Source organism: Sphingobium cloacae, from assembly GCF_002355855.1.
Taxonomy (GTDB): Bacteria; Pseudomonadota; Alphaproteobacteria; order Sphingomonadales; family Sphingomonadaceae; genus Sphingobium; species Sphingobium cloacae.
In genome coordinates, this window is record NZ_AP017656.1 from 288,212 (window position 1) to 312,926 (window position 24,715).

General features: G+C 64.7%; 19 protein-coding genes and 3 pseudogenes. 11 read left to right on the top strand and 11 right to left on the bottom strand.

What is annotated here, in order from left to right; translation table 11 throughout:
* Positions 1-8 precede the first annotated feature (8 nt).
* The 3 genes from SCLO_RS20050 (at position 9) to SCLO_RS20060 (ending at position 3,134) form a co-directional block, all read left to right on the top strand.
* Positions 9-686 (top strand): TetR/AcrR family transcriptional regulator, encoded by a 678-nt coding sequence (locus SCLO_RS20050; protein ID WP_231923446.1) that lies wholly within the window; start codon positions 9-11, stop codon positions 684-686.
* Positions 686-2,284, top strand: coding sequence for an ABC1 kinase family protein (locus tag SCLO_RS20055; protein WP_066516438.1), 1,599 nt, complete (start codon positions 686-688; stop codon positions 2,282-2,284). The genes SCLO_RS20050 and SCLO_RS20055 overlap by 1 nt, the downstream gene beginning before the upstream one ends.
* A gap of 256 nt (positions 2,285-2,540) precedes the next feature.
* Entirely contained in the window at positions 2,541-3,134 is a 594-nt protein-coding gene (locus tag SCLO_RS20060; RefSeq protein WP_231923447.1) for a sigma-70 family RNA polymerase sigma factor, read from the top strand.
* 230 nt (positions 3,135-3,364) lie between these two features.
* Here the strand turns inward: SCLO_RS20060 and SCLO_RS20065 are convergent, their stop codons facing one another.
* Positions 3,365-3,904, bottom strand: coding sequence for a TetR/AcrR family transcriptional regulator (locus SCLO_RS20065; protein WP_066516439.1), 540 nt, complete (start codon positions 3,902-3,904; stop codon positions 3,365-3,367).
* A 142-nt stretch (positions 3,905-4,046) separates the two neighbouring features.
* Between SCLO_RS20065 and SCLO_RS20070 the strand changes: the two genes are divergently transcribed.
* The 3 genes and pseudogenes from SCLO_RS20070 (at position 4,047) to SCLO_RS20080 (ending at position 8,227) form a co-directional block, all read left to right on the top strand.
* Positions 4,047-5,639, top strand: coding sequence for an MFS transporter (locus SCLO_RS20070; RefSeq protein WP_231923448.1), 1,593 nt, complete (start codon positions 4,047-4,049; stop codon positions 5,637-5,639).
* Between the two features lie 19 nt (positions 5,640-5,658).
* Positions 5,659-6,825: pseudogene (locus SCLO_RS24435) on the top strand (HlyD family secretion protein).
* Positions 6,822-8,227 (top strand): annotated as a pseudogene (locus SCLO_RS20080) (efflux transporter outer membrane subunit). The pseudogenes SCLO_RS24435 and SCLO_RS20080 overlap by 4 nt, the downstream one beginning before the upstream one ends.
* A gap of 80 nt (positions 8,228-8,307) precedes the next feature.
* On the opposite strand, the gene SCLO_RS24040 reads toward SCLO_RS20080, so the two are convergent.
* From SCLO_RS24040 to SCLO_RS20110, 7 genes and pseudogenes are all read right to left on the bottom strand, one after another.
* Positions 8,308-8,592 (bottom strand): Rossmann-fold NAD(P)-binding domain-containing protein, encoded by a 285-nt coding sequence (locus SCLO_RS24040; RefSeq protein WP_217998852.1) that lies wholly within the window; start codon positions 8,590-8,592, stop codon positions 8,308-8,310.
* A complete protein-coding gene (locus SCLO_RS20085) occupies positions 8,555-9,133 on the bottom strand; it encodes an SDR family NAD(P)-dependent oxidoreductase (RefSeq protein ID WP_217998853.1) in 579 nt (192 codons plus the stop codon). Before SCLO_RS20085 ends, SCLO_RS24040 begins: the two co-directional genes overlap by 38 nt.
* Positions 9,130-10,112: pseudogene (locus SCLO_RS20090) on the bottom strand (aldo/keto reductase). Before SCLO_RS20090 ends, SCLO_RS20085 begins: the two are co-directional and overlap by 4 nt.
* A gap of 415 nt (positions 10,113-10,527) precedes the next feature.
* Positions 10,528-11,673: a TniQ family protein gene (locus SCLO_RS20095; RefSeq protein ID WP_066516440.1), complete on the bottom strand. Its 1,146-nt coding sequence runs from the start codon at positions 11,671-11,673 to the stop codon at positions 10,528-10,530.
* 3 nt (positions 11,674-11,676) lie between these two features.
* On the bottom strand, positions 11,677-12,600 hold the full coding sequence (locus SCLO_RS20100) for a TniB family NTP-binding protein (protein ID WP_042469221.1): 924 nt from the start codon (positions 12,598-12,600) through the stop codon (positions 11,677-11,679).
* Positions 12,597-14,279, bottom strand: coding sequence for a Mu transposase C-terminal domain-containing protein (locus tag SCLO_RS20105; RefSeq protein WP_053003297.1), 1,683 nt, complete (start codon positions 14,277-14,279; stop codon positions 12,597-12,599). The genes SCLO_RS20100 and SCLO_RS20105 overlap by 4 nt, the downstream gene beginning before the upstream one ends.
* Positions 14,280-14,642: 363 nt before the next feature.
* Positions 14,643-15,374, bottom strand: a complete 732-nt coding sequence (locus SCLO_RS20110; protein ID WP_030541305.1) for a Bax inhibitor-1/YccA family protein — start codon at positions 15,372-15,374, stop codon at positions 14,643-14,645.
* Between the two features lie 347 nt (positions 15,375-15,721).
* On the opposite strand from SCLO_RS20110, the gene SCLO_RS20115 reads away from it, so the two are divergent.
* The 5 genes from SCLO_RS20115 (at position 15,722) to gpmA (ending at position 19,296) form a co-directional block, all read left to right on the top strand.
* Positions 15,722-16,195, top strand: coding sequence for an Hsp20 family protein (locus SCLO_RS20115; protein ID WP_030541304.1), 474 nt, complete (start codon positions 15,722-15,724; stop codon positions 16,193-16,195).
* A gap of 93 nt (positions 16,196-16,288) precedes the next feature.
* On the top strand, positions 16,289-16,795 hold the full coding sequence (locus tag SCLO_RS20120; RefSeq protein WP_037486176.1) for an Hsp20/alpha crystallin family protein: 507 nt from the start codon (positions 16,289-16,291) through the stop codon (positions 16,793-16,795).
* Between the two features lie 148 nt (positions 16,796-16,943).
* On the top strand, positions 16,944-17,378 hold the full coding sequence (locus tag SCLO_RS20125) for an NADH dehydrogenase ubiquinone Fe-S protein 4 (protein WP_231923449.1): 435 nt from the start codon (positions 16,944-16,946) through the stop codon (positions 17,376-17,378).
* Between the two features lie 39 nt (positions 17,379-17,417).
* On the top strand, positions 17,418-18,539 hold the full coding sequence (locus SCLO_RS20130) for a zinc-binding metallopeptidase family protein (protein WP_051585639.1): 1,122 nt from the start codon (positions 17,418-17,420) through the stop codon (positions 18,537-18,539).
* A gap of 70 nt (positions 18,540-18,609) precedes the next feature.
* The gene (gpmA, locus tag SCLO_RS20135; RefSeq protein ID WP_037486207.1) at positions 18,610-19,296 is read left to right on the top strand and encodes a 2,3-diphosphoglycerate-dependent phosphoglycerate mutase; all 687 of its coding nucleotides are present in this window, start codon (positions 18,610-18,612) and stop codon (positions 19,294-19,296) included.
* Positions 19,297-19,450: 154 nt separating this feature from the next.
* On the opposite strand, the gene zwf is transcribed toward gpmA, so the two are convergent.
* From zwf to SCLO_RS20150, 3 genes are read right to left on the bottom strand one after another with little or no spacing between them, the layout of a single operon-like run.
* The gene (gene zwf / locus SCLO_RS20140) at positions 19,451-20,911 is read right to left on the bottom strand and encodes a glucose-6-phosphate dehydrogenase (protein ID WP_081796411.1); all 1,461 of its coding nucleotides are present in this window, start codon (positions 20,909-20,911) and stop codon (positions 19,451-19,453) included.
* On the bottom strand, positions 20,908-21,894 hold the full coding sequence (gene gnd, locus SCLO_RS20145) for a phosphogluconate dehydrogenase (NAD(+)-dependent, decarboxylating) (protein ID WP_037486173.1): 987 nt from the start codon (positions 21,892-21,894) through the stop codon (positions 20,908-20,910). Before gnd ends, zwf begins: the two co-directional genes overlap by 4 nt.
* Positions 21,895-21,910: 16 nt before the next feature.
* Positions 21,911-24,715: a bifunctional transaldolase/phosoglucose isomerase gene (locus SCLO_RS20150; RefSeq protein ID WP_037486171.1), complete on the bottom strand. Its 2,805-nt coding sequence runs from the start codon at positions 24,713-24,715 to the stop codon at positions 21,911-21,913.

The window sequence follows — 24,715 nt, forward strand, 5'->3', positions numbered from 1 at the left end:
GAACGAGATTGAGCGACGACGAGAAAAAGGGACGGCGCCCAAGAAAGATGGGCAGACCGACCACTGAGGACGCGGTCCGCCTGACCTCGCACATCCTCAAGAGCGCTCGCGAGCTGTTTTTTGAGCACGGCTTCGACGGCGCCAGCGCCGACATGATCGCCGAACAGGCGCGCATCTCCAAGCGGACCCTCTACGCCCGCTTCGGCAGCAAGGCGCGTGTGTTCGAGGCGGTGATCCTCGACGAGATCGATACGCAGCTGCGCGCGCTCGAACCCTCCGGCAGCGACGAACCCGAGATCGGATCGCGACTTCGCGTGATCGCCGATCGCCTGCTCGAGTGGCTCCTGACGCCCCGGATCGCCTCCATGGAACGTGTCGTCATCGCGCAAGCCGTACGCTTTCCCGCGCTTGCGGCGAACATCCACGACTTCGGCTACCAGCGGGCCGTCCAGTGGGTGGCATCGATCCTCGCCCATGCCAATGCCAGGGGGGAGCTGTCGCTGGCCGACCCCTTGTTCGCTGCCGAGCAGTTCGTCACACTCGTCGTGGTCGCCCCCATGCGCCGGGCAGCGCTGGGTTTGTCTCCGCCAGCGTATGACGAGGCGGCGCGCGATCGTATCGCGCGCGGGATCGACCTGTTCCTTGATGGCTGCCGCCCGCGACAGGGGGATGGTTGCCGCACGTGATGCCCACCACCGACGACGAGCCTCAGATCGGCGAGCACGCGCGTTTGGCCGAGCTGCTCCAGATCATGGGGCGCCATGGCCTGAACGGCCTCGCCTCGCGCCTGGGCCTGCTGCCCGGTCGTTCGGAGCAGCCGGTAGACATCGGTACCCCCGAGCGGGTCGTCGCGCTGCTGCAAGACCTTGGACCCGTCGCGGTCAAGCTGGGGCAGGTGCTCGCGACCCGTGAAGACCTGCTCGGGCCGGAATGGGTGCGCGCGTTGTCGACGCTGCAGGACCGGGTGACCCCGCTGCCGTTCGAGGCGCTGGAGCCGACGATCCTGACAGCGCTTGGCTCCCCGATCGCCGACGTGTTCGCGCGGTTCGACCGCGAGCCGATCGCCGCGGCCTCCATCGCGCAGGTTCATGGCGCCACCCTGCGCGACGGAACCGAGGTCGTGGTCAAGGTGCGCCGGCCGGGGATCGCGGAGCGCGTCGATGCCGACCTGCGATTGCTCCGCCGTGTCGCGCGGCTCGCCGCCAGGCACTCACCGGAGATCCGTCGCCTCAAGCCTGACGAACTGCTCCGGTTCTTCGCGGAGAGCCTAACGCAGGAAATGGACCTCAGTGCCGAAGCGGCGGCCTGCGAGAACATCGGCGCGTTTCTGCGGCCGCTCGGCATTTGCACGCCCGCCTTCCACTGGGATCAGGTCGGTCGCCGGATCAACGTGCAGGAACGGCTCGACGGCTTGCCGGTCCGCGCGATCCTCGACGCGGAGCGTGAGGGCGGTGCGGACGTCGCCGGCAAATATGCCGATGCGGTGCTGCGGATGATCATCTTCAACGGCCGGTTTCACGCGGACCCCCATCCCGGCAACGTCTTTGTTCTGGCCGACGGGTCGCTGGCGTTCATCGACTTCGGGGCGGTCGGCGTGCTCAGTCCCGCCCGGCGGAACGAGGTGGTCACGCTCGTCCTTGCCATCGCCGGCGAGGACACACGATCGGTGACGGACGTGCTGTTGCAATGGTCGGGCGAGACCGACGTCGATCGCCAGGCACTGACCCGCGACCTCGACGCGCTGATCGGCCAGTTCCGCGGGGCGGTACTCCAGCAGATCGAGCTCGCCGACATCTTCGGCCGCGTGTTCGCGCTGCTGCGCACCTACCGCCTGGCGCTGCCACCCGATCTGGCCCTTCTGGTGCGCACCCTGTTGATTGCCGAAGGGTTCGTGCGCCGGCTCGATCCCGGCTTCGACATCGCGGCGCGCGCCGCGCCGATCGCGCGCGAGCTGCTGCGGGAGCGGATCGGCCCGGCCGGCCTCAAGCGTGGCGGACGCCGGCTGGCGACGAGCCTGGGCCGTCTGGCCGCCGCCTCGCCCGAGCTGGTGGCCTTCGCCGAGCGGGTTGCGCGGTCGGGTGCGCTGCCGATCGAGTTGCAGGGAGGCGCGGTTTTCCCAACTCCGGCATCGCCCTGGCGCGCCGATCCCAACATTCTGTCCGCCGGACTGCTTGTCGCGGGCGCGATCCTTCAGCGCGACCATGATGTTGTCGGCGCGATGTTAATGGCGTCTGCGGTGCTGCCTGCAGGCTGGGCTTGGGTTTCGAGCAGGCAGAGGCGCTGACTTCCTGCTGCCCGACCTTCCGCACACCCGACTCTCCACCCTTGCCCTTTCGCGCGCTTGTTCGCGTATCCGGCTCCTCACTGAGGAGTGGAACAACCCAGGAGAGGGGGCGTTTTCGAACAAGTAAACCAGTCGGTGTATAAACGGCGCTCTGGTTCGATCGAGCGAGGGCTTTTGCGTGTCGGACCAACCGGATCACGAATCACATGTAGCGGCTGAGGAGTGGTCTGACTTCGGTGCTGCACTGAGCGACCTGATGCCCAGGCTGGCAAGCTATGCGCGATCCCTAACAAGGAATCCCGATGCTGCACAGGATCTCGTTCAGGATACCGTGCTGAAAGCCTGGCGCAGCCGTGCCTCATTCGAGGCGGGCACGAATTTGAAAGCGTGGACCTTCCGTATCCTTCGCAACTCCTTTCTGTCGCAGGTTCGTCGTAAAGGTGCGGGACACGAGACCGCCGAACTCATCGATGTTCCGGTGGCGTCAAATCAAGAATCGATCGTGACATTGGGCGATGTTCGCCGCCTGTGGCCGCGCCTGACACCCGAGCAGCAGCGGTGCATCCAACTTGTCGGGATCGAGGGATTGAGCTACGAAGAGACAGCAACGATCGAACAGGTTCCTGTCGGTACGATCAAGAGCCGCGTGGTGAGAGGGCGGCAGATGCTGCGCGCACTCCTGGATCAAACGAACATCGTACCAGCCACAGGGACAGCATCACGGACCCTGTCGGTCGATTCGTCCCCTCGGTACGAACCGTCGCGCGTTGATGATGAACACTCAAAGCAGATCGAACTGCTGCGAAGGTGGCGCGCGGAGCGTGCGGCCGCTCGCTGCGCCATCGGATGACTTCTTGGAATCCACCAAATCCCCGTTTGTGTCCCTTTCCATTTCAGACCTACGATGAGCCCCCGTAGCGCCACGAGTTGATGATGGCGCGATGGAGTCCTCTCCCGAGTTTGCCCGTTTATCGCTGCCAAACAGGCGATTTTCCCTGGATGATGTATTTTCGTCAGCATTTAGCTCTGATCGTTGCAACCTGGTTAGAGAAGCAGAAGAGCGCAAACTGCCAAGGCCATTCAACCAAGGCTCCGAAGTCCACTGGCGATGATCCGCATGGCCCGATCCAACATCTCGTCCCGATCGCCATCGAGATAGGCGGCGACACCAGCAATCATTCTTGCCGCAAGCTGGACATCTTCAGTCGTGACGCCACTTGGCAGCGCATTGCAGGCGATCGCATGGGACAGCATGTGCTGCATGACGTCATCAGCTTCCGATCTCAGCCTCGACACTGCCTGGTCAAGAGAGCCGCTGCCGACCCCTATGCTGGCCTTGGCGTGAAAGGCGGCCACTCCGCCATAATGCTTGATGAATTCCTCAAACATTCGGGGTTCATCGGCAAGCTGCGAGACCACCGCTCTAAGTTCGTCGAGGCGCCTCTCGAGAACTGCTACGATCATCGCGTCGCGGTCAGAGAAGTTCCGATAAAGCGTCCCGCGGCCAACACCGGCACGTTGTGCGATCTGCTCTAACGCGACCCCGTACCCCTCATCGCGGAAGGCATCCGCTGCCGCGGCGATCAGGCGGTCGCGCCGGGCTCGGGCATCTTTCCGCATGCTTGTTCCGCTCCAACATGAACGCTATAACCGGACATTCAACGTCCGGTTAGGTTACGCTCGCTAGATGAGTTCGTCCACATCACGCCCCGCGCCGGTCCTTCTGGAGCGTACGCCTGAATGGCACCCGGATGAGGTGCCGATGATTCCAGGCTCGCCGGCGTCCATCCGGCATCGGCCGTCCATCCGCGTCGCTTACCTAACCGTCGGGGTACTCATCACGATCACCAGCGGACTCGCCAACGCGCTTGTGTCGGCAAATCTGCCCCAGATCCAGGGAGCGCTGGGACTGACGCCTGTCGAAGGGGCGTGGCTCCCCGCAGCGTATGTGATGGTGAACCTCTCGGCAAACCTCATCCTGTTCAAGGCACGGCAGCAGTTCGGCATTCGACGGTTCGCGGAGGTTGCGCTTGCGGCTTATCTCGCAATCACCGTGCTTCACCCGTTCGTCGATGATTATCCCACTGCAGTGCTGGTCAGAGGCGCGTCAGGCTTCGTCGGTGCCCCGCTGAGCTCCCTTGGGTTCTATTATGTGATGCAGGGCTTTCCGAAGCATCTGATGGGCAAGGCGATCGTTGTCGGCTTCGGCTTGACACAATTGGCGTTGCCGTTGGCGTGGTTGCTGTCACCAGCCCTCTTGGACCTGGGCGACTGGCACACGCTCTATTCTTTCGAGTTCGCCCTTGCGCTGTGCACGCTCGCGGCGGTCATTTCGCTCAAGCTGCCGCCGGGGATCAGGATAAAGGTCTTCGAGAAGACGGACGTTCTGACGTTTATTTTGCTGGCGCCGGCATTTGTTCTGATCGCGGGCGTTCTGGCGCAAGGACAGCTGCAATGGTGGAGCGAGCAGCCGTGGATGGCCTGGGCCCTCGTCGCTTCCCTGGCGCTGTTGCTGCTGGCGTTCCTCGTTGAACACCACCGGGCCAATCCGCTCATCCAGACCCGATGGATCGGGACTGGCGAGGTCATCCGGTTCGTGTTCGCGGCTCTGGCCTTCAGGCTCATCCTGTCGGAACAAAGCTACGCGGCAGCCGGCCTGCTGCGAACGCTGGGGATGGGTCCCGACCAGTTCCGGCTCTTCTACCTGGTGGTGATCGCAGGCGTGCTTTCGGGCATAGCGATCGGCGCGGCGACGTTCGGACCCAAAACTATGATGCCGATGGCGATCGCTGCGGTGATCCTCGTCCTAATCGCCAGTCTGCTCGATAGCGATGCCACGAGCGACACAAGACCGAACAACATGATGGCAAGCCAGGCGATGATCGCCATGGCAGGCGCGCTCGTCATGGCCCCGCTCATCCTTCACGGTGTCATGGGAGCGCTCAAGAGAGGTGCGGACCACATCGTCACGTTCGTGATCCTGTTCACCATGACGCAGAGCGCCGGCGCCCTGCTCGGACCGGCGATCTACGGCACCTTCCAGCAATACCGTCAACATGAATATTCCGGGCAGATCACCAGCCACGTCGACCCCACCAATCCGGTTGTGGCGCAAAGGCTTGCGCTACAGCGCGGCATCTATGCAGCGCGCGTCTCCGATCCGATCATTGGCGGGGCGGGCGGTACGGCGCTGTTGCAGCAAGCCGCCACGCGTGAAGCGAGTATTCGCGCATACAACGATGTCTTCCGGCTGAATGCGATCATCGCCTTTGCCTTCCTTCTGTGGTGCCTTTGGCGTGTCGCCGTCCAGTTGCGGGCCGCCAGCCAAGCACCGCCACCACCTGCGGCGGCATGATCCAGAACATGAGAGCCCGATGACCCAGCCAGAGCAGACCCAGGATCGACCGCGCCCGGCCGATCCGGCAGATCAGGATCCGGCGACCGATGCAGGCATTCCGGATACACCTCCGCCCGCCAAAACTATCAAGGCGCGGCCGCGTACGCTCGCGATCATGGCAGCGATCTTCATCGCGGGTAGCTTGCTGATTCTCTATGCGTGGCGGCTGTGGCCCTTCACCAGTACGATGGTGCAGACCGAGAACGCCTATGTCCGCGGCCAGATTACGGCCATGGCACCGCAGGTCGCGGGGTATGTCGTCGAGGCGAACGTACGCGATTTCGCGCATGTGCGACGCGGACAGGTCTTGCTGCGCATTGATGACCGGATTTACCGTCAGCAACTGGATGCGGCACTGGCGCAGCTCAAGGTGGCAGAGGCCGAACTCCGCAACTGGCCGCAAACCGTTGCGCAGAATGAGGCGGCGCTTCGCACTCGTCAAGCCGACCTGGCGCAGGCCAACGCCGAACGTGCGCGCGCCCGCGCCGATATCGCGCGCGTTTAGGAGCTGGCTTCCAGAGGATCGGTCAGCGTCCGCGAGCGCGATCAGGTGCTCGCGACCGAGCGCACATCGGCGGCTGCGATCGAGCGCGCACTAGCTGCCATCGATGGGCAGCAACAGGTCATCCTTGCAAATCGAGTTTCCCGCGGTGCCCTCGAGGGGCGCGTTGCACAGGCACAGGCTCAGGTTGACCTCGCGCGGATCAACCTCGCCAATACCGTGATCCGTGCGCCGCGCGATGGACAAATAAGTGAAGCCTCGGTTCGTGTGGGACAATATGCCCAAGCCGGGACCCAGCTGATGTTCCTTGTGCCCGAGCAGCTATGGGTTGTAGCCAATTTCAAGGAAACCCAGACTAGCCGGATGCGCCTCGGTCAGCTCGCTTCGTTCACCGTGGACGCCCTCGATGACGCCAGGTTGACCGGCCGTATCGAGGAGCTTGCTCCGGCAACGGGATCCGAGTTCAGCGTTTTGCGGCCGGACAACGCAAGCGGGAACTTCACGAAGATCGTCCAACGTATTCCCATCCGTATCCGCATCGATCCGGAGCAACCGCTTGCCAGGCGGCTTCGTCCTGGCATGTCGGTGGTGGCACGGGTCGATACGTCCGGAACTGCCTCTCCGAAGGAAGTCGCGCCATGAAGCCCGCGGGCTTCTCGGCGCTTGCGCTGCTCGTCTTAGTGTCAGGGTGCGCGCCTGCATATCTGCCCGCGCCGCCACGATCGACCGTGACACCTCCGGAGCAATGGCGCGATCGAGCGGGCATCGATGGTATCGGGATCTCACAAGACTGGTGGAAGCAGTTCGCGGACCCGGCGTTGGGCGCTGCGATCGTCAGGGCGATGGCGAACAATTCGGACGTTCTGGCCGCCGCGGCTCGTATCGAGGAGGCAGAGGCACAGGTACGGCTTGCGGGAGCCGCCCGGGCGCCGACGCTAAGCGCGGGCGGCGGCATAGCCTCCGACCGCGCTCTGAGCCAGGTCAGCGGGCGACCAACCGAGATTCTTGCCATACAGCCGCAGCTCGGCGCGAACTGGACGCTCGACCTCTTCGGCCGCCTGCGGGCGCTGAGCGACGCGGCCCGCGCGAATTTCGTCGCCAGTGCGGCCGACTACGACGCCGTCAGGCTCTCTGTCGCCGGGGCGACGGCGCAGGCCTATCTCACCCTGCTGTCGATCGATGCACAGCTTGACGTGACCCGGAAGACGCTGGATCTGCGCGTCGAAGCGCGGCGGATCGCAGAGGATCGCGCAAGGCTTGGCTACAGTTCGCAGCTGGAGCTTACGCAGGCGCAGTCGGAGTATGAGGCCGTGGCCCAAGCCATCCCTCAGCTTGAACAGGCCCGGCGATTGCAGGAGAACGGGCTGCGCCTGCTGACAGGCGACCTGCCCGGAGCCATGGCGCGCGGCGAGCTTGCGAACCTCTCCATCCCGGGGATCCCGGCGCTGATGCCTTCCGAACTGATGCGGCGGCGACCAGACATAGCAGCCGCTGAAGCCCGCTTGGCCGCCGCGGACCGGACGATCGCGTCAAGACGCGCCGAGTTCATGCCGGATGTCGCGTTGTCCGCGTCTTGGGGTGCGCTGATCGTGGATCAGCTGGACTATGATCCCGTATCCATCTGGAACATCGGCGCCAGCATCCTCGCGCCCCTCTTTCAGGGGGGCGCCTGACAACTCAGGTCGATCAGGCGAATGCGCGGCGCGATCAGGCGGCGTATGCCTATCGCGATATCGTGCTGCGCGCATTCGGGGAAGTCGAGAACGCCCTCACCAGCGAGCAGCGGCTGCGGGAACAGATCGTGCACGTTTCGGCTCGACGGTCGATCCTGCAGCGATCGCTGAATCTCGCTCGCGATCGTTACCGCGGAGGATATGCCTCGTACCTCGACGCGCTTGACGCCCAGCGAAATCTCTTCGCGGTCGAGCTCAACGCCATCACTGTCCGTGAGCAGCAGCTGAACGCGCTGGTTCGCGTCTGGGCATCGCTTGGGGGAGGGTGGGGCGATCGGACGATTGCGGATCGTTCGGCGCTGCCACGCTAGGCACTACTCGTCTGGCCGACGCTGCGATCGTGAAAGGACGCGGTCTCGGCTGGTCAGGCGAGTTCTGCCCCGTGGCTGTCCTACCAGGCGACATCCTCGATGGCGTCATGCCCCGGCTCGCCCGCCGGCTGCGCCCCCGTCCACCGCCGGGCATCCAGCCGTTTGCCCGTCACCGCCGCGGCAGCGTCGGAGCAGAGCCAGAGCAGCGGCGGGACCACGATCTCGGGCGACAGCAGCCTGGCGCGGGCACTGTCCGGCAGTCCTTCGGGGATCATGCCGGTCAGCGTTGCGCCCCCTGGCAGCAGCGCGTTCACCGTAATGCCGCTGTCAGCAAGGTCCTGCGCCCAGATCGCGGTTTCTGACAACCAGCGCCGCTTTGGAGGGGCCATAGGGCGAGAAGCCTCTGCGCCGCATCGTCTCGCGGTTCATCGAGACGTTGATGATCCTCCCGCTGCCTCTCTCCAGCATCGCCGGGACAGCCGTGCGCGCCATCAGGAACGGTCCGTTGACGTTGGTGTCGATCACCATGCGCCACGTGTCGGGGGCGACCTCCCAGAACCGGGACGGTTCGGTCAGGAAGGTATCGCTCACATACTTCATGCCGCGCCCGGCGTTGTTGACGAGGATGTCGAGCCGGCCGAACCGCGCGACCGCTTCGCGCACGGCCGCGGCACAATCCGCCGCCCGGGTCACGTCGGCGAGCAGCGGCCGCACCCGATCGTCGCCGCATGCACGCTCTGCCTCCTGTGCGACCGCCTCGACCTCGGCAAGCTCGCGTGCAGCGGTGGCGATCACCCGCACGCCGGCCTGCGCTAGCCCCAGCGTCATGGCGCGGCCCAGCCCACAACCGCCGCCCGTGACGATCGCGACTTGGTCGGCGAGCCCGTGCTCCTCGGGCGCGCTCACCTGTTTAGCGCCTGCATCTGAGGTGCCGCGTAACGCTCGCCCGCGGCAGCCCCCCTTGGCGCCGCGTGATCAAGACGTTCCAGTTCTTCCCGGCTCAGCGTGACGTCGAGCGCGGCGACATTCTCCTCCAGATAGCGGCGGCGCTTGGTGCCCGGGATCGGAACAATGTCCTCGGCTTGTGCGAGCACCCAGGCGAGCGCTAGCTGGGACGGCGTACAGCCCTTTTCCCGCGCAAGCGCCTCGACAGCCGCGACAAGATTCAGGTTGCGCTGGAGATTGTCGCCCTGGAATCGCGGACCGTGCCGGCGATAATCATCGGGAGCGAGGTCCTCCACCCGCCGGATTGCGCCCGTCAGGAAGCCTCGGCCCAGCGGGCTGTACGGCACGAAGCCGATCCCCAGCTCCCGAACGGTCTCCAGGATCTCGCCCTCCGGGTCACGGCTCCAAAGCGAATATTCGGTCTGGAGCGCCGCGATCGGATGAACGGCGTGCGCGCGCCGGATTGTTGCGGGCGCCGCTTCCGAAAGGCCGAGGTGGCGCACCTTGCCCTCGCGGACCAGATCGGCCATCGCGCCCACCGTGTCCTCTATCGGCGTGTCGGGGTCCACACGGTGCTGATAAAAGAGATCGATCACCTCGATTCCTAGCCGGCGCAGGCTCGCTTCGCAGGCCGCTCGGACATAATCGGGTCGCCCGCACACGCCCTGAAGCTCCCGTCCCCGTCCCGGACACTGCCGAACTTGGTCGCAAGCACGACCTTGTCACGACGATCGCGGATCGCGCGTCCGACCAGCTCCTCGTTTCGGCCAACGCCATACATATCGGCCGTGTCGAGAAAGGTCAGGCCGAGTTCGATCGCACGGTGAATCGTTGCTACCGCCTCGGCGTCGTCGGCCTGTCCGTAGAACTCGGACATACCCATGCATCCCAGTCCCAGCGCCGACACGCGCAACTCGCCGCCCAGCGTTCGTTGTTTCACCGTCATTGTTGATCCTTTCGTCTTCGGGCGAGTGCGCGGATTTGGGCTCGCTTCCAATCCTGCAAATCAGCGATGGCGGCGAACTCAGCGACGCCGCTCACTTCCTAGTCCGGCCCGAACTCGGCCGTCCTGACGCCGACATGCCCCATAAGCCGAACGACTGGCGGCGCGCGCTCGGTCTGTGCAGTTCGCGTGGTGTAACCTGGCGCGCGATCTGGTGCTTACCAGCCGTATCCATGAACATTGCGATCCGGACGAAAGAGCAGGAGCGCAACCACCCACTGCTCTTTCGCCTTGCTGATATCGTTCGATCCCCGACTCTCCCCTCGCACAACACATCAGTTTAACATAATCTATGTTATCGGACTGACGGATTTGCTTTACGGTCGAAGCACTTAGACCGCTCTGGCGGCCATCATCCGATCAGCGACACCCGCTCGCGCTGGCGTTGCTCTTGCTCCGCGAGCCACACATGAAACTGCGCCAAAATGTCGGCAACGTCCAGCCCAGTTCGACTATGGTGCAGGCCAACCCGAACGCGCAGCGGTGCCGGCCAATCTTTGCAGTTCTGGATCAACATCGCTTGTACCCATTTGGGCGTGCTGGCGAGCAGCCATTCGAGCGAATGCCATTCGTAAGCGGGCCTCACGCCCGACATCAGGCGGCTGACCGGCTCGTCCGACAGCAGTGCGATGACAGCGCATGAGACGTGAGCACGATACGCAGGCGAGAGTTCGTGAAAGGGCTGCTCTTCCCAGGTTTGCGGGTCGTGATCGGGCATGTTTGACAGCAACGGGCTGTTGAACAGATTTATGCGGCTGGTGCGATTGATGTCGGGCGCCAGCAAGGCTCGCGTGAGCCCGTGCAACACGGCGAGGAATTGCCGAGCCGAGACCTGCCCTACCCCGGTCAGCGACGCAGATCTGCCGAGCAGCGCCTTCCGCAACTCGCCATCGAATGCGAACAGGAGGTTCAAAGCGCGGGGCACATCCTCCGACGGACATTCTGACGCGGGTTTCGGGCCGCTCCAATGGTTTGTTCTGAGAGGTACGCCGCAGTCGGTGCAGGTGAACTCGATCCGGCTCCGCCAGCTGAAGCGGGGCTCATGGTGGGGCTGACAGCGGCGGCAGAAGTCCTGCCGCCAAGTGCCGTGCCGGCGACAGAAGACGAGCGGGAGCGCCGCTTCGGCATCGAGGTAGGCGCCACCTGTGGCGTGGCCTTCGGCAAGGCAGACATGGCACCAGGCGAGATCGAGCTCGCCTCGCGCTCGCCCTTTTCCGTCGGTTCGTGGCAACCAGGCGGCCACCAGCCACGGCCAGCGGCGCTTCAGGGCGAGGCGCATGATCGCCTCCTGATCGACGCGGAGCCGTTGCGCCGCGGATTTCGCCTCCGACCCTTTCCATTCTACGTCCGCTCTGACCTTGGTGCCCGAACTGCCCGGGGATAGCTCCTGCCGCAAATCAGTGATGGACACCTCATAACAAGCGGCGATGCGCGCCAGCCAGGAGGAGATGAGCTCGTCAGGATGAGGCCGTGCCGCGATCGGCAGCGCGCCCGACACGGCTCACACTCTTCCCCTGGCCCGCGTTCGCGCTCGGCGCTGGGCAATCACCTTCATGCTGACCGAAGGCATCAAGAGGTCGTCGGCATCGAGGTCGCTGGCCTCGATGCATTCGCTGCCGTTCTCGATCGCACGAATAGCCAACGTCTCGACGAGGCGGAAGATGCGCCCGGTATTGCCGTCGGAGAGATCGAGTACCGACGTGCGGCAACGCTCCTCTTCCAGCTGTGAAGATCTCCGAAGCGGCAAGATCGCAGCTAGCGTGACCATCAACAGGCGGAACGCTTCGTCGTTCTGCCACCGAACCAGTTCGACCGCGTCGAACCGCTCGGCGAGCGCCGCGTCTGTGAGCAGCGCCGCCTGCGCCTCGTGGTTGCCGGTGCAGACGAGTGGGATCTGCAGGTCGTTCGCGAGATAGCGGAGCGTGTTGAGGAAGATGCGCTGCTGGCGCGGCGTGCAGGCCAGCATATGGTTGATCTCATCCAGAATCAGCATGCGAGCACCCACCTGCCCCATCAGCCGGCGAGTCAGGAGGCGCGCGCGCTGCGTGTCCCCCCGCGCAGCGAAGCCGGCGCGGAGCTTCTCGAGGACCTCGCCGTAGAACTCGCCGTCGGTCGGCTGCGGTGGCAGCTGGACGGCGACAACCGGTATCGTCGCCACACCGGTCGCCTCGTTGAACCCGCGCGGGTTCTCTGCCTCAAAGCGCTCCACGATGCGCGACTTGCCCATGCCGGTTTGGCCGTAGATCAGCAGGCACGGCATGCGCGTGCGCGGCGGATAGCGCAGCATCGCGTCCAGCGTCTTGCGCACCGCTTCCGCCTTCGGGAAGCCGAGCCACCGATCCTTGCGGATCCAGGCGATCCGGTCGGCGTCGGGCCAACGCGCGCGCGCGCGATAACTATCGGCGAGATGGAAGAGGTCGCTCATCGGGGCATCTCCTCGACAAGATACGGAAGCACCTTCTGATCGCCGTCCGTCCTCTCCTCTACCGCAGATGCGCCTACGGCAGGGGTTACCTGCTCAAGCCGGCGCTTGCTGCCACCCCTTGCCCGACGGGCGTCGCGCAGTGCCGCTTTGGTCCGCTGAAGCGCGAGCCGCGCGGCCTTGGTCTTGTGCGCCGCTTCCGCGACGATCAATCGCTGGGTCTCGACAGCCTGGAAGATCAGCGTCTCGTCGACAGCCTGCTGGCCGCGCTCCCGCAAAGTGCGAACCGCCTCCCTCTGCTCCCAGCGGGTGATCGCGGGACGCCGCAGATCGCGATAGGGCACCTCGAGGTGCTCGCCATGTGGTAGCTCGAGCCAGACGCGCGAAAGGTCGCGGGGATCCCACCGCACCGGCATCGTCTGCCCCGGCCGCGTGTACCAGCAGGATAGCGCATCATCCCAATAATGAGTGCGGAACAGCTCGATGCCGTGTGGTGTTACGGCGCGCAGCTCGCAGGGTAGAAAGTCGAACAGAAACGCGGCATCGTCGGCCGGAAGGCGGACCAGCTCCGGGCGTCGTTCCACCCCCTCGGCCCAAGCAAGGGCGGGCGGAATGCCGATCCCACGGTGCCGCTCCGCATGATATGGGCCGATGATCTGCGCGGCGAGCCAGACTTCCAGCTCGCTCAGCGTCATGCACGCCTCACCTTCCGCATCGTAGTCGCCACGCTCGGCGACGTTAGAGAATGTAGTTCCGGGTAGGAGGTGGACGGCCCCCATCATCGTGCCAATCAGCCGCTCGATGTGACCGCCAAAGTGCGGCCGACGCACCGGCCGATATTCGACCGCAATCGAGTGAGCTCGGCAGCCGCGCTTCAGCGCGTCTGAGCGGTGCTCGCGCGCGTTGTCGAGGTGCAGCCGATCCATGAGCCCCTGGCTGTCCCACGGTGCCTTCATGCTCCGCTCAGCCAACCAGTCCCGCTTGGGGAGAACGGCGTGCCGCATGCACATACCGACTGAAACAGCGGACGGCGCGAGCATGTGGAGGTGGAAGCCGGGCACGGTTCGGCTCGCCACGTCGATCATCAGCGTGAGCCAAGGCCGGCCGATAGGCTTGCGGTACAGGTCGTCGACAACGATCACGTCGACCAGCGTGTGGTCCGACTGCACGAGCTCAAGCGCGTAGTCCGCCTCGAGCACGCCTCGCGTTGGCTCCCACTTGTCAGCCGCTGACTTGGCACCCTGTCTGCGGGCCGTAACGATCTGAGGAGCGAGCCGAGCCAACCGGGCCTGGATCGCCTTAGTGCTGGGCACCTTGACCCCGATCTTCGTTCCTTCGTGTCGCAGCCAGCGGCGGAGCGCCTGAACGCTGGGCTTCTCGAGTGTGAGGTAGAACTCAGCGATGCCGCGAGCGATAAGATGCTCAGCCGCGGCCGAGAGCCGCTGCTCCCCCTTCTCCCTTCCTCGCGGTCGCGGCAGCAGTGACGCCGCAGCGGGCGAGGCTCGGTAGAGTTGCAGGAGCTTGTGGAAGCGAGCGCGGCCGAGTTCTAGCTGGACCATCGCCTGGGCGGCCACATCGCCGGGCACGCGCGTCATCGAGGCGAGCGGGCGAATGATCTTCTCGCGGCGATGCGCCTCCGCCCAGTCGGCGTCGCTCGCCGTCCTCAGGTCCGCGGTTCGCATGGCACGACGCCTCGGCTAGTCCCAGCTGGGCGATCGTCCGCTGTTTCGGGAACAATGTCCACTGTTTCAGGTGCAGGTCGTCGCTCAGCGGCAATCTAGCCGCGAGTCCACCCTTTCAGGAGAACCGACACCACCCCTGCCCGGCAAGCTCAAGTCTGTCCGATAAGAAAGATTATCGGACAGACGTCTTAGGTAGGCCGCTGCGGTTGAACGATCGGAATCCGATCGTCACTCCGCAATGCTGAAGGGCGATCGCTGACCGATGGAGTGGCCGTAGATCGCCGGACACACCAGAAAGAGCAGCGCCTGCCGTCGACGACGGCGGCGCTGCCTAGTCTTCCGGCCCAACGTTTCAGAGCCGGATTATTCCTCCCGCTGCCCGAACAGGCTGAGCAGCAGCTGGAAGAGGTTCACCAGGTTCAGGTAAAGCGAAAGCGCGCCCATCACGGCCAGCTTTTCGGCTCGCTCCGACCCGGCATAAGCCAGATATTCGCTCTTCAGGCGCTGCGTGTCCCAGGCCGTCAGGCCGGTGAACACGAGCACGCCGACAATCGAGAAGACGAGCTGCAGCGTCGAGGAGCCGACGAACAGGTTGACGATGCTCGCGATCACGACGCCGATCAGGCCAACCATCAGGAAGGTGGACCAGCGCGACAGGTCGACGTTGGTCGTATAGCCCCACAGGCTCATGGCGGCGAACACGGCCGCGGCGCTGAAGAAGGCCAGCGCGATGCTGGTGCCCGTGAACACCAGGAAGATACTGGCCATCGATACGCCCATGACCGCAGCAAAGGCGAAGAACGCCGTTCGCGCCTGTCCTGTCGTCATGCGCTCGACCCTGAACGAGAAGAACATGACAAATGCCAGCGGCGCGAAGATCGCGACCCACTTAAGCGGCGTGCCAAAGATTGGCTGGTACAGCGCTGGCACGCTGGCGACGAGGAATGCCACCAGCGCTGTAATGCCGAGGCCGAGCGCCATGTTGCGATAGACGCCGAGCATGTGCCGGCGTAGGCCTTCATCATAGACGGCCGTGGTTGTGGCCCGGGCCGACGGGAAAGGCCGATAGGTATTCGGTTCGAAAATTCTGTTCATGCCTCACTCCATTGCTCCAATGTCAATGAGGCACTCGGCCGGCTCCACCTGGGAGCCCGCGATCCTGCACCGAGCGCACTCGATGCGGTCCGACATGACGATGGCGTAACGCCGTCGACAGAGGGGCCCGGTCCGCAGGCTTAATGTTGTATTCGCCCGCACCCGTTTCAAGGGCGGAGATGCTTGCGAAGTGCTTTGCTGACTTCGCTAAATTCCACTTGAAACCTCTTGAGCCGTTCCTAGTTTTTCGATTGCCGGACGCCGTTCGGGTCCGGTGGACATAGAGGGCGTCGGCTCTCCGTTTCCGACGCTTCTCATGCCCAGATTGCTCACAGGAGGATTTGGAGATGAGAACCAACTTCGACTTTGCGCCGTATCGGCGATCGACGGTCGGCTTCGACCGTCTGTTCAACCTGCTCGAGGCAGGTGCCCGCGACGACGATGGCTACCCGCCCTTCGATATCGTCAAGGAAGGCGAGGACAGTTACCGCATCACGCTTGCGGTGGCCGGCTTCCGCCCGGAGGACATCGAGATCGTCGCTCAGCAGAATCTGCTCAGCGTCACCGGCAAGCGCGCCGAGGATGACGGGAAGGGCGAGTATCTGCACCGCGGCATCGCTGCCCGCTCGTTCGAGCGGCGCTTCCAGTTGGCTGATTTCATCGAGGCCGGCGACGCCCGGTTCGAGAATGGCCTTCTGTCGATCGCGCTGAAGCGCGTCGTCCCCGAGGCCATGAAGCCGCGCAAGATCGAGATCGCCGGCGGGACCGGCGACAGCGATCGGCTCGAAGCGCCCAAAGGCGAGAACAGCGCAGCGGCCTGATCGCGCGATAGATGTGGCTCCGCCGGCGCGCCGCTTCGGCGGCGCGGCCGATGGACCATGTCCAACGCCTGCCAGGAAAGGAGGATAATCATCATGGCAATTCGTGATCTCATTCCCTGGGGCCGGCAGGAGAGCCGCGCTCCAGAACGGACCGACGACAGGTCCGACCAGCAGCACCCGCTTGTGTCCCTGCACCGCGACGTGAACCGCCTGTTCGACGACGTCTTCCGGGGCTTCGGCGTACCGGCTTTGAGCGGCTGGGGGCGCAGCCTCGAGTGGCCGACGATTGAGCTTTCGGAGACCGACAAGGAGATCCGCGTCACCGCGGAGCTGCCCGGGATGGATGAGAAGGACGTCGACATCAGCGTCGACGACAATGTCTTGTCGATCCGCGGCGAGAAGCGCTCCGAAACCGAGGACAAGGAGCGCGGCTATTCGGAGCGGAGCTATGGTCGCTTCGAGCGGCATATCGGGCTGCCGCGTGGGGTCGAGCAGGACCGGGCAAGCGCGACGTTCAACAAGGGCGTGCTGACGATCGTCCTGCCCAAGTCCGCGGAGGCGATCGAGAGCCGGCGCAGCATTCCGATCAACGCAGGCTGATGAGACGTCGGGCAGCCGCCGTCGGCGGCTGCCCGTTTCGAGGGCGCAAATGGCAACACGAGCTGATTCTCTTCCACCGTACATTGCGACGCCGCGCGTGCTGGCTCCGCGCCTTGCGGAGTTTGCCAACGATAACGTCGCGACCGAGGTGTCTTCGCCGTTTGATACGGCGTGGCGACGCTACGCAAGCGCGCTGCCGACGGACGCATTCGCCATCATCGAACCCGATCCGCTCGCCGGTCGGTCCGGCGGCCGCGCCCGTGAGGGTCGATGGCGGCTGCGTTTCCGCCCGCGGTCGCGCCCGTTGGTCGATCCGCTCACCGGCTGGACGGGAGGAAGCGACCCCCTCGCCCATCTGGAGCTCGGCTTCCCTTCGCGTGAAGCCGCCGAGGGTTATTGCCGGCGGTACGGCCTCTCCTACGAGAGCCGGGGCGCACCGCGAGCGTCGGGACCTCGGCCACGGGAGGAGATGGCTTTCATCCCGGTCGGCGCGCCTACCTGCTGCATGCCTGCGGGTCCTCATCCCGTGTGCTGCGGCAACGCGACGTCGGAGCCGATCGAGGCTGCCCATGCGGACACCTGAACAAGGCTTGCCGTCGCGCAGGTAACAGGGACCCAACGCTTGGCATTCCCCTGCCCCAACTGCCGCCACCAGCTTCACTTGGAGGAAAGCGCCTGCCCGAGCTGCGCACACGCCGTTGGCTATGACTGGCGCATAGACGCCTTTCGTCATCTCGACCCCAGGGCGCGCGAGTGGCACGATGCAGAGGGATCAGCCGCCGCGGTAAAGCCTTGCGCCAATGTTCATTACGGCGCGTGCAATTGGCTGGCAGATGAGACGGGCGCTGAAGCGCTCGGTCCGACCCGAGCAATGTGCCGCGCCTGCCGGCACAATCGCATGATCCCCGATCTCGCGGTGCGCGGCGTCCTTCAACGCTGGCGGCGGATCGAGGAGGCCAAGCGGCGCATGATTCGCGGTGCGATCAAGCTCGGCCTGCCCCTCGAGACCAAGGCCGAGCGCGGAGACGGGCTCGCCTTCGATTTCTTGTACGATGCCGCCGCCGAGAACGGCTATGTCCCACAGCTTCTCACCGGCCATGCCGGGGGTGTCATCACGCTGAACGTGATCGAGGCGGACGACGCGGCGCGGGAGCGCATACGCCATCAAATGGGCGAGCCCTACCGCACTCTTCTAGGCCATTTTCGACACGAGATCGGCCACTACTATTGGTACCGGCTCGTCGCTGGGACCGACATGCACGATCCCTTTCGCTCACTGTTCGGTGACGAGCGCATCGATTATGCTGCAGCGGTCCAGCGCTACTATGCCGGCCGTCCGGCACTCGGCTGGGCTGATGACCATGTCAGCGCGTATGCAACTGCGCATCCCTGGGAAGATTTCGCCGAGACGTTCGCTCATTACCTGCACATCGTCGACACGCTCGGAGCGATGGCGGACTTCGGTGTGGGGCTGGAAGGCAATCGCGCACCGCACCCGGACATCGATGCGTATCGTGTTGCAACGGCGACGCTCGTTGAGCGCTGGATACCGATCTCCTTCGCGCTCAACGCGGTAAACCGGGCAATGGGGCAACCGGATCTCTATCCCTTTCGTCTCAGTCCCGGCGTCATGCTCAAGCTCGATTTCGTTAGCCGCCTGATCGCGCGGGCCGCGGGCCGTGAGGAAATCCCGGAGGGGTCTGAGCTGGCCGCGATGATCGCAAGCCTCGGGCACGGCGTGTGAAACCTGCGCGACGCCGGATCGCGGAGCGGAGAGACGTCCATTCAGCTCGTAATGCCCTTTGGAGAACCCCTTGCCCACGCTCGTGCTGATCCGCCACGGCCAGTCGGTCTGGAACCTCGAGAACCGCTTCACGGGCTGGTGGGACGTGGATCTGACGCGGCAGGGCGAGATTGAGGCGAAAGCGGCCGGCGAGCTGATGGCGGCGAAGGGGCTGGACTTCGACTTCTGCTTCACGAGCCTCCAGACGCGTGCGATCAAGACGCTCAACCTTGCGCTCGAGGCCATGGGGCGGTTGTGGTTGCCCGTCGAAAAGGACTGGCGTCTGAACGAGCGCCATTATGGCGGGCTCACCGGCCTCGACAAGGCAGCGACCGCAGCCAGGCACGGAGCGGAGCAAGTGAAGATCTGGCGCCGATCGTTTGACATCCCGCCGCCGCCACAGCAGCCAGGGGGACCCTATGATGTCACCGGCGATCGCCGCTACGCCGGCATCGCAATTCCGAGCGCCGAGAGCCTGAAGGACACGATCGGGCGCGTGCTGCCCTATTGGGAGGCAAGGATCGCGCCGGAGCTCAAGGCCGGCAGAAGAGTCGTGATCTCGGCGCACGGCAATTCGCTGCGCGCGCTGGTGAAGCATCTGTCTGGCATCCCCGACGATGAGATCCCCACGATCGAGATCCCGACCGGTGAGCCGATCGTGTATGAGCTCGCGCACGATCTTACGGCAACAGACCGCTATTATCTGTACGAGCGGTAGGGCGACTACTGAAATGCCACTCGGAGCCGGCCTGTCGCGTGGAGCCCAGCGCGGTAGCCGATCCAAGTCAGCGCGGCTTGGGGCGATCCGAACCCTTCGCGGAAAAGGTGCCGGCCTTGTCCCTCCCTTTCTGACCGGAGTTCGTTCGCTCCATTTATCGACCCAATGCGTGCCATTGCCGGCCATCGCGGGCGATCAGTGCGTCGGCGGCGCGAGGTCCGGAAGTGCCTGGCGTATATTCCTCCAGCACTCCCTCGCCACGAGCCCAGGCGTCCAGGATCGGCTGCACAACGGCCCATCCCGCCTCGATCTGGTCGGCACGCTGGAATAGCGTCTGATCGCCCATCATCATGTCATACAGGAGGGTTTCGTACCCTGTCCGGTGCGCGACGGCGAACTTCTCTGCATAAGCAAAATCGAGCGCTACGGGGACCGCCTCCACTTGCGGACCCGGCCGTTTGACCAGGAAACCAAGGTCGATCCCTTCGTGCGGCTGGATCTGGAACACGAGCTGATTGGCCGGGAGATGAGCGACCGGGGTCTCCCGAAACGTCGCATAGGGCACCGGGTTGAAGGTCACCACGATCTCGGTGTCCCGTGCGGCGAGCGCCTTACCCGTGCGCAGATAGAAGGGCACGCCGGTCCAGCGCCAGGTGTCGACCATGAGCTTGAGCGCCACATAAGTTTCGGTGGCGGTGTTCGGGTCCACGTGCGGCGTCTCGCGATAGGCGGGGATCATCTGGCCGTTGACCTGGCCGGCTGCGTACATGCCCCGCACCGCGTCGCTTCGCGCCTCATCCGGGGTAATGCGACGGACGGCCCGAAGCAGCTTTGCCTTTTCGTCGCGGATGACCTCGGCGTCGAAGCTGTTTGGCGGCTCCATTGCGATCATCGACAAAAGCTGCATCAGGTGGTTGGGAACCATGTCCCGGAGCGCACCGGTTGTGTCGTAGAACGCCCCGCGGGTGCCGATGCCGATCGCTTCGGCGGCTGAAATCTGGATGTGGTCCACGTAGCGGTGGTTCCATACCGCCTCCAACCAGGCGTTGCCGAACCGCGCGACCAGGATGTTCTGGACGGTTTCCTTCCCCAGGAAGTGATCGATCCGGTAAACTTGGCTCTCGTTCACTCGAGACAGGATCCGCTGGTTGAGAGCCCGTGCGGATTCGAGGTCGTGACCGAAGGGCTTCTCGATCACCACCCGCCGAAAGCCGCCGTCATGTTCCTCCGTGAGGCCGGCGTCGGCGAGCCTGTCCACGATGACCCCGAAGAACTGCGGCGGCGTGGCCAGATAAAATGCCGCGTCGCCCTCGCCCAGCCGCTGCTTGAGCCTTTCGTAGACAGTCCCAAGCGTGAAGTCGCCGGGGAGGTAGCTGGTCCGCTGGCGCAATCGTTGCCAGCACTGTGTCTGCGGCGCGAACTCATCGAGGCTCACGCGCAGACTTTCATCATCGCCATCCCGAAGGGCTATGCCGATGACGTTGAGCTCTTCGCTCAAGAGTCCGTCGAAGCAGAGGTTGGCCAGCGCCGGAACCAGCAGCCTGCGGGTGAGGTCTCCTGTCGCGCCGAAGATGACGATCGTCGCCGGGCGCCCCGGCACGGTCACTCCATTCACTGCGGGATCTCGACATGCCCGCCGAACCCGAAGCGCATCGCGGAAAGCACCTGGTCGGCGAAGGTGTGCTCGACCCGGCTCCGATACCGGGCAAACAGCGCAGCGGTAAGGACCACAGCGGGAACCGCCTCTTCCATGGCCGCCTCGACGGTCCAGCGCCCCTCGCCCGAATCCGCAACCCGCCCGGAGAACTGCGAGAGCATCTGATCCTTGGCGAGCGCCGCCGCAGTGAGGTCCAGAAGCCAAGAGGATATGACAGAGCCGCGCCGCCACACCTCGGCGATGTCGGTGAGATTGAGAACGTAGCGCTCATCCTCGGGAAGCTTGCTGGACTGCTTCGACTTCAGAATGTCGAAGCCTTCGGCATATGCCTGCATCAGGCCGTATTCGATGCCGTTGTGCACCATCTTGACGAAGTGACCCGCGCCGGCGGGCCCGGCGTGGATATAGCCCTTCTCCGCGCGCGCATCCTCTCCCTCATGCTCCATCCGGTTCGGCGTCCGCGGAATGGTGCCGATGCCCGGCGCGAGCGCGTCGAAGATCGGATCGAGATGGTCGACGGCCTCCTTCGGTCCGCCGATCATCATGCAATAGCCGCGCTCGAGGCCCCACACGCCTCCCGAGGTACCGACATCAATATAGTGGATGCCCTTGTCGGCCAGCAGCTTCGCCCGGCGAATATCGTCCTTGTAGAAGCTGTTGCCGCCATCGATGACGACGTCGCCAGGTTCGGCGATCGTGCGGAGGATCTGGATCGTCTTCTCGGTCGGCTCGCCCGCGGGCAGCATGACCCAGAAGACTGCCTCCGTGCCCAGCTTCTTCTTGATTTCCTCAAGCGAGTCAGCCGGCTCGAATCCTTCAAGCTCGAGTTCCGCCACCGCCTCAGGATTGCGGTCGAAGACCACTGGCTGATGTCCGGAGCGTTGAAGCCGACGGGCGATGTTGCCTCCCATCCGGCCGAGGCCGATCATTCCGATCCGCATATTTCCAGGCTCCCGCTCAATTCCGGAGTGCTTCGTCGAGCAATTCTTCAAGGTCGCTCAGACTGGCGCTTTGGAGGTGGACCCGCAGGACGCGCTGGCCCCGGCTGGCGAGCACGTCGAGATCGCCTCGCGCTTGGGCGAGCTGGACCGTGCCGAAGCTGGCTTTACGTCCTGGGATCGGGACGTCGGGATCGGGCGTGCGGGTGATCTCGAGAAACACTCCCGAGCGCGGCCCTCCCTTGTACGCCTGACCAGTCGAGTGGAGGAAACGCGGCCCGAAGCCCGCGACGGTGGCGACGTGTCGCGCCTTCACGACCCGTTCGCGCATGCGTGCGACGAGAGCCTCGTTCGCCGGGTTGCGTTCGACGTAGAGAAGGAACCCTACATAATCGCCGGGGCCGGGACGCGCTAAATGGGTGCGCAGGATCTGGACCGCGTTGTCGCCGGAATGGCCTCGGTCGGCGGGCCCGAAGAAGGCCACCCTGCCATCCTCGAAAAATGGTGTCTCGGGCGCCAGGCTCCCGGTGGCTTCGTAGGCGTCGATCAGCACCCGCGTCCTGATCTTGGCATCCTCGACGTCGGGCTGGTCGAAAGGGTCGATCCCGATCACCGCGCCGGCGACCGCGGTAGCGATCTCCCAGCGAAAGAACTCCTGCCCGATCATCTCCTTTGACGAGAGCGCTATCCGCACGACCGGCTGGCCGGCGGTAACGAGCGCATCGGCATGGGCGTCGAGCCTGGCGTGATCGTCGCCCGTGAGCGACAGCAGTACGAAGAGGCGGTCCGATCCATAGTGCGCCGGCGGCACCGGCGGTTCCAGGTCGACGGGAACGATGCCCCTGCCCTGCTTGCCGGTGGACTCGGCCAACAGCTGTTCGAGCCACGCTCCGAATGCTCGAAGCGCGGGCGAGGTCAGCACCGTCACCTTGTCGCGCCCGCGGTTCGCCGCTTCCCCCAGGATCGCACCGAGCCGCACGCCAGGATTGAAGGCGGGCGGCGCGTCGGGCGCGCAGCTCTGCACCATCGGCGCAACCCTGGTGAAGAACTCGGCCACGTCCATGCCCATCACGGCCGCGGGCACCATCCCGAAGACGCTGAGAACCGAATAGCGGCCGCCAATCGTTGGATCGCCCAGGAAGACGCCCGCGTAGCCATGATCGTGCGCGATCTTTGCCAGGCGCGATCCCGGGTCGGTGATGGCGATGAAGCGACTGCCGTCCTGGCCCGCCAGATTCCAGAAATAGGCGCGCAGCAGTTCCGGCTCCATCGTCGAGCCCGACTTGGAGGCAACGATGAACAGCGTGTGCTCGGGGTCGATCGCCGCCGCCACTGCGGCGATTTGCTTCGGATCGGTGGTATCGAGCACATGGATCATCGGGCTGCCGCTCCGCGGCCCCACGATCTCGGCCAAGACCTCCGGGCCGAGGCTCGACCCGCCCATGCCGAGGAGCACCGCGGACCGATACTGGGCTGCCTGAGCGCCGAGAGCTTTCAATGCCTCGGGGTCGATCTGCTCGCCCTTACCTGCGGCAAGCCACCCGAGCCACTTGGCTTCCTCGCCGCCGGTCCATAGCGTGGCATCGCCTGTCCATAGCCGTCTGGACCAGCTTTCCTGACGCATTCGCTCGAGCCGCGCCTCTACCGCCTCGTCGAGCTCCCGCGGCAGTGCCTCGTGCATGCTGTTCAGCCCGTCTCCGACAATGGCGGAGCGCTTGGCAGCAACGGCACCAAGGAGCGCATCGGCTGCGTCGGCGAACTGCTTCACGCCGTCTCGCACGAGCTCGTCCGCGACCGCTGGCAAGTCGAGCCCGAGACGGTCTACCTCGCGGAGAATCCGACGCGCGCTTTCCACTTCGGCGGTCAGGGACGGCGCGAGCGTGCCATGATCACGGAAGGCGTCCATCGTCTTGGGCGGCAACGTGTTGACGGTTTCAGGCCCGATCAGGTTGTCTACGTAAAGGGTGTCGGGGTAGCTCGGATCCTTGGTGCCGGTGGAGGCCCAGAGGAGCCTCTGCGGCATCGCCCCGCGCTCCACGAGCGCCTGCCAGCGTTCCGAAGCTACCAAGCCGAGATACCATTGATAGGCGAGCTTGGCGTTGGCGATGGCGACCTGTCCGCGCAGTCCCGTAAGCGCCTCGGCCTCCGCGTCAGCGCTTTTCAGGCGTTCGGCAATTTTCCTGTCGATCGCGGCATCGATCCGACTGACGAAGAAGCTCGCCACGCTTGCGATACGATCGATCGGCTGGCCTTGGGCGAGCCGTGCTTCCAACCCCTCCACGAAGGCCATCGCAACCGCAGCATAGCTCTGCTGGCCGAACAGCAGCGTCACATTGATGTTAATGCCATCTTCGATCAGCTGGCGGATGGCAGGGACACCCGCCTGAGTGCCGGGCACTTTGATCATCAGGTTGGGACGGTCGATCTGTCGCCACAGCCGCTGTGCTTCCGCGACCGTCTCCTCGGTGCTCTCAGCGAGATAGGGGGAGACCTCGAGACTGACGTAGCCGTCCGTCCCGTTCATCCGGTCATAGACAGGCTGCAGCGTGTCGGCCGCGTCTTGGATGTCCTGAACCGCCAGCGCCTCATAGGCTTGGGTGATGCTCGTGCCGGGCCGGCTCTGGAGAAGAGCCAGGAGTTGCGCGTCGTAGGCATCGCCATGCGCGATCGCCTTCTCGAAGATGGACGGATTGGAGGTCACGCCGGTGACGCCGTCTTCCTCGACGAGCCTTTGCAGCCCACCTTCCTTGAGGAAGCGGCGGTCGACAAAGTCCAGCCAGGGGGCCTGGCCAAAATCGTGCAGCTTCCTGACCCGGCTCGCCAT

Excerpts from the sequence above, each read along its gene's own strand:
- SCLO_RS20150 (WP_037486171.1), bottom strand. The coding sequence starts at position 24,715 with ATGGCGAGCCGGGTCAGGAAGCTGCACGATTTTGGCCAGGCCCCCTGG.
- SCLO_RS20100 (WP_042469221.1), bottom strand. The coding sequence starts at position 12,600 with ATGAGCGACCTCTTCCATCTCGCCGATAGTTATCGCGCGCGCGCGCGT.
- SCLO_RS20105 (WP_053003297.1), bottom strand. The coding sequence starts at position 14,279 with ATGCGAACCGCGGACCTGAGGACGGCGAGCGACGCCGACTGGGCGGAG.
- SCLO_RS20120 (WP_037486176.1), top strand. The coding sequence starts at position 16,289 with ATGGCAATTCGTGATCTCATTCCCTGGGGCCGGCAGGAGAGCCGCGCT.
- SCLO_RS20110 (WP_030541305.1), bottom strand. The coding sequence starts at position 15,374 with ATGAACAGAATTTTCGAACCGAATACCTATCGGCCTTTCCCGTCGGCC.
- SCLO_RS20115 (WP_030541304.1), top strand. The coding sequence starts at position 15,722 with ATGAGAACCAACTTCGACTTTGCGCCGTATCGGCGATCGACGGTCGGC.
- gnd (WP_037486173.1), bottom strand. The coding sequence starts at position 21,894 with ATGCGGATCGGAATGATCGGCCTCGGCCGGATGGGAGGCAACATCGCC.
- SCLO_RS20055 (WP_066516438.1), top strand. The coding sequence starts at position 686 with ATGCCCACCACCGACGACGAGCCTCAGATCGGCGAGCACGCGCGTTTG.
- SCLO_RS20060 (WP_231923447.1), top strand. The coding sequence starts at position 2,541 with ATGCCCAGGCTGGCAAGCTATGCGCGATCCCTAACAAGGAATCCCGAT.
- SCLO_RS20065 (WP_066516439.1), bottom strand. The coding sequence starts at position 3,904 with ATGCGGAAAGATGCCCGAGCCCGGCGCGACCGCCTGATCGCCGCGGCA.
- SCLO_RS20070 (WP_231923448.1), top strand. The coding sequence starts at position 4,047 with ATGATTCCAGGCTCGCCGGCGTCCATCCGGCATCGGCCGTCCATCCGC.